The 7894-nt window shown below is 55.0% G+C and carries 9 protein-coding genes and 1 pseudogene; 6 read left to right on the top strand and 4 right to left on the bottom strand.

Annotated elements, in window-relative coordinates; all coding sequences use genetic code 11:
* From J1902_RS03580 to J1902_RS03555, 6 genes are all read left to right on the top strand, one after another.
* Window positions 1-449 (top strand): hypothetical protein (locus J1902_RS03580; RefSeq protein ID WP_207614870.1); only part of this gene is annotated, 449 nt, incomplete at its 5' end.
* Between the two features lie 116 nt (window positions 450-565).
* The gene (locus tag J1902_RS03575; RefSeq protein ID WP_207614869.1) at window positions 566-1225 is read left to right on the top strand and encodes a recombinase family protein; all 660 of its coding nucleotides are present in this window, start codon (window positions 566-568) and stop codon (window positions 1223-1225) included.
* 507 nt (window positions 1226-1732) lie between these two features.
* The gene (locus tag J1902_RS03570) at window positions 1733-2047 is read left to right on the top strand and encodes a winged helix-turn-helix domain-containing protein (protein ID WP_207614868.1); all 315 of its coding nucleotides are present in this window, start codon (window positions 1733-1735) and stop codon (window positions 2045-2047) included.
* A gap of 993 nt (window positions 2048-3040) precedes the next feature.
* Window positions 3041-3397, top strand: coding sequence for an HNH endonuclease signature motif containing protein (locus J1902_RS03565; protein ID WP_207614867.1), 357 nt, complete (start codon window positions 3041-3043; stop codon window positions 3395-3397).
* A gap of 61 nt (window positions 3398-3458) precedes the next feature.
* Window positions 3459-3950: a DUF3846 domain-containing protein gene (locus J1902_RS03560; RefSeq protein ID WP_207614866.1), complete on the top strand. Its 492-nt coding sequence runs from the start codon at window positions 3459-3461 to the stop codon at window positions 3948-3950.
* Between the two features lie 5 nt (window positions 3951-3955).
* Window positions 3956-4771 (top strand): ArdC-like ssDNA-binding domain-containing protein, encoded by an 816-nt coding sequence (locus J1902_RS03555; RefSeq protein ID WP_207614865.1) that lies wholly within the window; start codon window positions 3956-3958, stop codon window positions 4769-4771.
* A gap of 120 nt (window positions 4772-4891) precedes the next feature.
* Here the strand turns inward: J1902_RS03555 and J1902_RS03550 are convergent, their stop codons facing one another.
* The 4 genes and pseudogenes from J1902_RS03550 to J1902_RS03535 all read right to left on the bottom strand — a co-directional run bounded on the left by J1902_RS03550 (window position 4892) and on the right by J1902_RS03535 (window position 7891).
* Window positions 4892-5200 (bottom strand): hypothetical protein, encoded by a 309-nt coding sequence (locus tag J1902_RS03550; protein WP_207614864.1) that lies wholly within the window; start codon window positions 5198-5200, stop codon window positions 4892-4894.
* A gap of 222 nt (window positions 5201-5422) precedes the next feature.
* Window positions 5423-6331 carry a toll/interleukin-1 receptor domain-containing protein gene (locus J1902_RS03545; protein WP_207614863.1) on the bottom strand — a complete coding sequence of 303 codons (909 nt, stop codon included), beginning with the start codon at window positions 6329-6331 and terminating at the stop codon, window positions 5423-5425.
* Between the two features lie 228 nt (window positions 6332-6559).
* A pseudogene (locus tag J1902_RS03540) lies at window positions 6560-7534 on the bottom strand (YifB family Mg chelatase-like AAA ATPase); the annotation flags it as partial.
* On the bottom strand, window positions 7535-7891 hold the full coding sequence (locus J1902_RS03535; protein ID WP_207614862.1) for a YraN family protein: 357 nt from the start codon (window positions 7889-7891) through the stop codon (window positions 7535-7537).
* Between the last annotated feature and the right edge of the window lie 3 nt (window positions 7892-7894).

Below are 7894 nucleotides of genomic sequence, written 5' to 3'. Positions count from 1 at the left end.
ACGGAGCCGACCTGTACGGAGCCGACCTGTACGGAGCCGACCTGTACGGTCAAACGCTCGACAAACTACCGCGAGCGTTCATCGAGGCTTGCAGCCGCGACATCCTCTTCATCATGGAGCATCTCAAAGCGGAAGTTCCGTTCCTCAAAGAGAAGCTACTTGCCGGTGAAGTCGATGGATCACAGTACGAAGGTGACTGCGCATGCCTCGTTGGATCATTAGCCAAGGGCAAAGAGACAAGCGTCGCCAACGTATGTAGCACGATCCCGTACTACACAAAGGGCACACACAATCCTGGCGAGCAGTGGTTCCTGAACATCCATGAAGGCGATATGCCAGCAGACAACGCATTTTCAAAGCACGCTGTGAGTCTTTGTAACCAAGTGCTAGGCCTGCCCCTTGAAGACGGACTCAAGGTGGTGGCAAAGATAGAAGTCAAAGAAGCCTAGCGATCCCCAGGAGCGGCACAGTGCCGGCATACGAAGACCAGAGAGTCTATGTCGCCAGCCTGCGCCCTAGGCAACATAAATGAATAACGCGCCAGGTGCGCAAGGAACACCCAGTTATGCCGCGAGTCATCGCATACGCGCGCGTCAGCACTGACAAGCAAGACGCAGAGAATCAGCGGTTCGAGATCGAGCGGTACCTGACTCGCACGAACCTGGCTTTTGACCAGTTCGTAGAAGAGACAGTCTCAGGCAGACGAGATGTCAGCGAACGAAAGCTCGGTCAGCTGATGACTGAGCTTGAACGCGGAGACACACTCATCGTTAGTGAGGCCAGCCGCATATCTCGCCGACTGAGTGAAATATTCGCAACGATCCAGTACTTCATTGATAGAGGCGTCACAGTCATCGCGGTGAAGCAAAACTACGTCTTCGCTGATGACATCAACTCAAAGGTCATCGCTTTCGCCTTCGGGCTTGCAGCTGAGATCGAACGCGACCTCATCAGCCAACGCACGAAAGAAGCCCTTGCCCGTAAAAAGTCTGAAGGCGTCATCCTGGGCCGGCCTGCTGGTTCATTCCAGCATAAGCACTACAAGCTTCACGGAAAAGACGACGAGATCATGGAGTTGCTTGAAAAGCGAGTTGGTGTTGCAGCTCTAGCTCGCGTGTTCAACGTCAGCCGTCCGACCATGCAGCGCTACATCGCGGACAACGAACTTCGCCAAAAACTACAAGGCAAAACGCCCGTTTCAATTTTAGGTACTAAATCTGTATGAAACAGGCAGTAAAGACACTCAGCCAACGAGACGCCGATATTGTCAAACTGACCAGGGCCGGATTGTCAGCGCGCAAGGTCAAAGAGCGTCTCGGCCTTGACATAACGAAAGACCAAGTCGGAAACATCGCCAGGAAGCACGTAGGACGCGTCGGCCCGTCGCGAAACAGCATAGAGCATCACCTAGATCCAGCCACTCGTCGTTACGTCGTCGCCTGTCTCGCGATGCTTGGGAAAGAACCTTTCTTCTGTGACATCTGCCAGGAGCCACAGAACAAGTCCTGCGAGATTCACCACACAAAGTATGAGGGCGCGACGATCTACGATCTTCAATACGTATGTCGCAGCTGCAATCTGGCGCGGGTAAACACAGGACTCGTCTAGCCGTCGTTCAAGCTCAGCATCGTTCAAATAACTTACATGCGCCAAGCGCACTAAGTGGTTTTGTCTTACAGGCGGTGCTGAGCTGGGGCTGCGGCCCATCAATAACTAAATAGGAGAAGAATTCATGAACAACATAGATGAGCTGGTGGTTGGAGACCTCACGATCAATCGCAAGTACTTAACGGTGCATTATCAGGCTCGTCAGATCGAGCTGACGCGTCGGGAGTTTGATGTGCTCAGCTATCTCGCAGCCGACCCTGGGCGACCAGTATCGAAGTCAGAGTTGATCGACAACGTATTCCCGAAGATCTCGAAGACCAACACCGCCGAGGTTTACGTCAAGTACATCCGAAACAAGCTCGATCGAGCTAATCCGCAGGCTGTGATCATGACACGTCGCGGATTCGGTTACGTAGTCGGGGTCCCTTCGGAGGCCTAACTTATCCACAGTCTCCCGAAAAATACCCTTGACTATTTAATAGCTTTGGCTCATAGTCTAGGCACAGGAGATACATGACACATTCAGATATCTACGGACAAAAGATTTACTTCGAGAAGACTGAAGACCCAAACTTCTTCAAAGGCATAGCGCAACGAAATAGAAGTCGCCGCCTCACTGAACTGAAACGGGTCAGAAGACTTTCACAGGAAGCAATCACACTAGTAATAACGCTCATAGGAACAGGAGGATTGAAATGGACTACGTAGCGTACTTGTTGCTCGGATCGATGGCGATCGCCACAGTGCTCGTCGTAATACTCATGACTTTCGTCCCTGACGAGCAAGATCAACAGAACCGATAAGGAAGCGTTGCTCGCCTAGACCGTGTAGATACAACTACGGCAACCCTGTCGCTGAACTTTAAAAATCAGTTGTGCATTTACATGGGCACATGAACAATACCACCGACCTATTTACGAGCAGCAAGCGCACCGGTTGAGCTTCTCCGAGGGTATGGCAACGCAGATGTGAGTTTATGTGCACCTCATGGCTATGTAAGTGACGTTATCCCCTTGAGGGTTGTGGACGTTTAAACAAGCTTTCAAAGATGCTAGTCATCGCAGGTTCCTGAAATACGAACAACAGCGGCTTACATAGACCAGCTAGTAGTAAGCTGCAAATTACTTAAAAACTTTGAGTGTCTTTGATTACTCCTCTTGCTACTGGCAGCCATGCAAATGTACAACTCACCATCACCGCCTACAAGCCAACTCGTGCCCCTTTGAGATGCGGCATGAACCTTGTCGGCAGTGATGGGCGTATGAGTTCACCTCACCCGAGAGTCGTACGTTCAAACCCAGCTCGTCGCTACTGCCACGTAAAGGTTGAGGTTGGCAGCATCGAACCCTTTTGTAGTAGCTCTCTTCCTTAGTGGTAGAGGCTGCGAAACCCGACGGCGGCGAGCGAACCTAAAAATTATTAAGGAGGTGATGTGCCTGTTGAAAGAAGCTGCAAGGTATGTGGAAAGAAGATACTCGTCTACACAACCATTCAGAACAAGTGCCGCGACTGCACTATCAAAAACTCGAAACCAATCCCTCAGCGCGGCAAACAGGCGCGGATGTGGGAGACGTTCAGAGACAAAGTGGCTATCCCCTACCTGGACAACAAGTATGGCCACGTATGTAGCCTCAAGGGTTGCAACGTAACAACCAGGCTCGACGTCGATCACATCAAGAAGCGCGGGTCTAACCCTGGTCTGAAGTTCGACGTGAAGAACCTCCGCTACCTGTGCCGGCCTCATCACATCCAGGAGACAGATCGACTGCACTGGACCAAGAAAGCCTGATCGCGGGTGTGAATGTGCAGCTAACCGGCTGTGCAAAACACCCACGATAAGGATGTGCAAGATGGTTCAGGCCATTTTGATCCCGCAAGACGAGGATCAGCCCTTTTACAAGCTAGAGGTGAACAACCTCAAAGACATGCAAGCTGCGGTTGGTGGCCTCATTGAGGTAATCGACCTTGGCCCACTTGGTGCCACGTTCTTCGTGAACGAGGAAGGCAAGATCGAGAAGAAGCCCATCAACCGACGAGCAACGCTCATCTGGTGGCTGCTCTTTCCGAGCGCCCGACACATGGATGTCATCGTTGGCGAAGCACTGATGGTAGGTCAACCGGATAACAACGGCGATTCAACTGACGTGCCGGAGGATCTGGTGAAGCTCCTGTTTGAAACGAAGTCTTACAAGGCCGAGTTCCAGACGTACGACGATGCCAACAGGTTCAACGGCAATCTGCGCCGCTTCGAGGGCTACTTTGAAGCGGTCAACTATGCACTTGGCAAAGCTGAGTCGTGGTCGGCGGTTCAACGTGTTCGTGTCGTCGCGGCCGAGGATTGATTCCAGTGACCGGCGAGAGGCTAACAACGCCCCCACACTGGTCTGATCTGCTTCGGACAGCTCTTGAGCTACCAGGGCAGGCCGGCAACACGTACAGCCGCTTTAGAAGGCTCTCACTGGGCAACCAGGCACTACTGATGATTCAGGGTGTCATGGAGCCTGTGAACACCTATAAGGGATGGCTCACGCTGGACCGACAGGTAAGGCGTGGCTGCAAGGCCAAAGTCATCTACGTTCCGATGTTCCGCAAGGAGAAGGACGAGGATGGCCAGGACGAGCGGAGGCTAACCGGCTTCAAGTTGGTGGCTTCAATGTTCGGCGTCTCTGAGACTGAGGGTGAAGACCTTCCAGAGTACGAGCCGCCTCACTGGAGCAAGGAACGGGCGCTAGACAAGCTCGGGATTACACAGATCGGTTACGAGCTGATAGACGGCAACACCCAGGGGTACTCGGTTGGGCGACAGTTCGCCGTGAACCCCCTGGCGGTCTACCCGTTCAAGACGCTTCAACATGAACTCAGCCATATCGTCGCCGGTCATACCAGTGTCGAAGAGTTGGCCGAGTACCGAACCCACCGAGGCATCAAAGAGTTCGAGGCCGAGGGATCTGCGTATCTGATCATGAATGAGCTTGGTTCCGTGGATCAGTTCGACTCTGCTGAGAGCCGGGCGTACATTCAACACTGGCTGAGTAATCAGGAGCCAGATGAGAAGAGTGTTCGCCGCGTATTTGCTACTGCCGATCGGATCGTGAGAGCAGGCATGCCAGAGGAGGTGGAACAAGCCGAACAAAGCGAAGTCGCCAACCATGTTGCAGCATGAATCGTGGAGGAGCCCCAGTCTTAGGACAGGGGCTTTTTCAATTGCAATTTAAAAAGTGGTTGAGGGGAGCCGATAATATGCTCAACCCTCAACCACTTGTAGATGGAGATCACCTCCTAGTCAGGAACCCGGACGAAACCCTGGACGCCGGCCTTTCAGCCCTGGTGCATTGGCAACGATCTCGTCTATCTTTGGCGAGAGCTTCTTCCACTCCGCCAATGACACGATGAGTTGCTCGGTCTCTCCGTTTTTGACTTCGAGAACCACGATCTCACCGGCGCTCTTCAGCCCCTTGATCTCCTCAGGGAGGACATCGAGCTTTACGGGATGCTTGAGGCCAGGGGCAGAACGAACGACTAGTTCAACGAACTTATCGTCGGACGCCTCAACGCCGGTCAGATCGCTCACACGCTTTGATACGTAGGCCACGACTTTCACCTTCTCTCATGTGCAACTGCAATCACGGGTTGCGATCACATCTGCCGTCATTATGAGTGAATGCTATTTATTGTCAATAAGAGAATTGCTATAATAGAAGCGAATGAACGAGTTTGACCTAATCAACTATCTAAAGAAGTCCACTCAGGCGAGTGGACTGCCTTTGAAGCTCTCAGATAAAGGGACGCTGTCTGCCGTATCGGCATTGATCCGCTAGAGATCGTCCGGCCCCGGATCATCGGTCATGGTCAAGAGATACTCAAAATCAATCTTCTCTGGAAACTTCTTCGTAGCCGCACTGAGTGACCTTTTGATCTCCTCAGGGAGCCTGTTGACCGTATACACATTATATAGATGCTTATCGACACGCTGAACATGCGCCTCGTCGTGTATCTGCCTAGCTATAAGACTCTCGTTAATGGTTCTTTCGAAGAAAGTTTGACGGCCGCTCATCTCCTGCGATAATGTGCCGAACCCGATATTGCCCTTTCGTTCGAGAATTTCGTCAAGGCTATCCAGTGTAGTCTGAGCAGATCGCCTTTGAGCCTGCTCCAACTTCAGAAGTGTTTGGTGAATGTCTTCTAGCTTCTTATCCGTGGGGCGCATGACGGACGTGTAGGCATAACTGTTCTTTTCGATATGAGTAATGGCATAGTCCATCCTGTGCCACTGTCGTTCAAACGCATCTTGAATGATGGCTTCTGCGATGGGTAGGTGACGCGCCTCGTTGAGGGAACGGATTAGCCGCCAGAACTCATCCTTGCGATTGCTGGCGCGGGTTAGTAGACGTGACTGAAAATTCCCGAGCGGGCTGGTGATGTCTTCCCGTTCAATGTCGATCAGCAATGGCACGACACGACTCTGGTTATCAAGGGACTTCCAGAGCGCCCCGGCCTCGTAGTTAATCCAAGGTCTGGCCTGGTTCTCGCTGGTAGTACAGATGATCCCGTACGTGACTTCTGCGAGCTGCTGATGAATCTCCGCCATAGACATGGCGCCCGAGTCGATATCTCTGTCGCTGACCCATGGCAAGAGATCTTGAATGACGTATGGGAGCCAGTCTCGGAGTGCATTCGCGAAGTCCTTGGACTTCTCACCCGACCAACTAATAAAGACCTTCAAGACCTACCTCATCGTCATCTGGATTGCTCAGGTAAGCGTACCAACGCAGCTCATCCAACGCCTTCGGATTCATGGCAAAACCCGTTTCCGGGTCGAACGTGCACAGTGGTTCGCTCCCCCAGCTCTCTGCTGACGATGCCCCACCGTCCACTGGCTCATTGGCCTCTTGTTCTCCTAGCACGCTGCCATTATCGGCTTTGGCAGCCAGTTTCGGGCCTTCGGCACGCGTAGAGGTTGACGAAAACGTGAGGTATGTCCTAGATTTGACGCCTCGTCGAGGAACAGGACACCCCGATGCGCCCGCGAGGCGGCTCCGGGCCGGGGAAGGCCCGAGCCGCCGCCGATGATCGCCGCCGCGGTGGCACTGTGGTGGGGGTTCTCGAACGGCGGCCGGCGAACCAACGAAACAGCCGAGGCCTGCACGGCGGACAAGGAGTGGATCGCCGTGACCTCCATGGCCTCCCGGTCCGCGAGATCTGGGAGCAGTCCCGGGAGTCTTTCCGCCAGCATGGTCTTGCCGGCACCGGGAGGCCCGGTCAGGAGCACATGATGGGCGCCCGCGGCTGCCACTTCGAGTGCCCGGCGGGCCTCGCCCTGGCCGGAAACATCGCTGAGGTCCGGGGCCGGCCCCTCCGGCGTCTCTTCATCGGCCGGCTGACTGTCCTCGGGATCATAGTCGAGGGCCAGGTCTTGCGGATCGGCACCGAAGTCAAAGGCAAGCCGGGCCAAGGTCCGGTATCCGCGTACTTTCGCTCCCGGAACCAGGCATGCCTCGGCCTCGTTCGACTGTGCCACGACCACCTCGGGATAGCCTGCCTGGACAGCGGCCATGACGGCGGGAAGGATTCCACGGACGGGCCTGAGCCTGCCGTCCAGGCCGAGTTCGGCAATGAAGACCGTCTTCGCCGTGGAGCGGATGTCGCCCGCTGCCCGGAGCACGGCCATGGTGATGGCGAGGTCGAAGCCGGAGCCGCGCTTGGGCAACGAGGCCGGGATGAGGTTGGCGGTGATCTTTCGCCGGCTCAGGGGAATCCCCGAGTTCTGGGCCGCCGAGCGGATCCGTTCCTTGGCTTCATTCAAGGCGGCGTCGGGAAGGCCGAGAATGACGAAGTTGGGGAGGGTTTGTCCAATGTCGGCCTCGACCTCCACGATGTAGCCGTTGAGGCCGAGCAGGGCCACGGAGTAGCTCCGTCCGACGCCCATCTAGCCCACACCCCGCAGGTGTTCGAGCTGTGGTTCGCCCACGCCGTCGTCGATGACCGAGACGACGTCCACCCGGCGGTACGGCACACGCAGCTCGTGCTCCCGGCACCACCATGACGCGAGCCGGTGCAGGCGGGCCAGTTTCGCGGCTCCGACCGCCTCAAAAGGATGGCCGTAGGCCGTGCTGCGGCGCGTCTTCACCTCAGCCACCACCAAGGTATCGCCATCCAGCGCCACGATGTCGATTTCGCCGTCGGAACAGCGCCAGTTCCGGTCCACAATGCGCATGCCCTGTGTTTCCAGGAACCCGGCCGCCAGCATTTCGCCGTGCTGGCCGAGCAAGTCTTTGGCTCTCATGTC

Source organism: Arthrobacter cavernae (assembly GCF_017368795.1).
GTDB classification, from domain to species: domain Bacteria; phylum Actinomycetota; class Actinomycetes; order Actinomycetales; family Micrococcaceae; genus Arthrobacter; species Arthrobacter cavernae.
Note: the sequence above shows the minus strand (reverse complement) of the source record. Positions and strands in the feature narration are given on the sequence as shown.

Coding starts and splice junctions, on each gene's coding strand:
- J1902_RS03570 (WP_207614868.1), top strand. CDS start 1,733: ATGAACAACATAGATGAGCTGGTGGTTGGAGACCTCACGATCAATCGC.
- J1902_RS03575 (WP_207614869.1), top strand. CDS start 566: ATGCCGCGAGTCATCGCATACGCGCGCGTCAGCACTGACAAGCAAGAC.
- J1902_RS03560 (WP_207614866.1), top strand. CDS start 3,459: ATGGTTCAGGCCATTTTGATCCCGCAAGACGAGGATCAGCCCTTTTAC.
- J1902_RS03535 (WP_207614862.1), bottom strand. CDS start 7,891: ATGAGAGCCAAAGACTTGCTCGGCCAGCACGGCGAAATGCTGGCGGCC.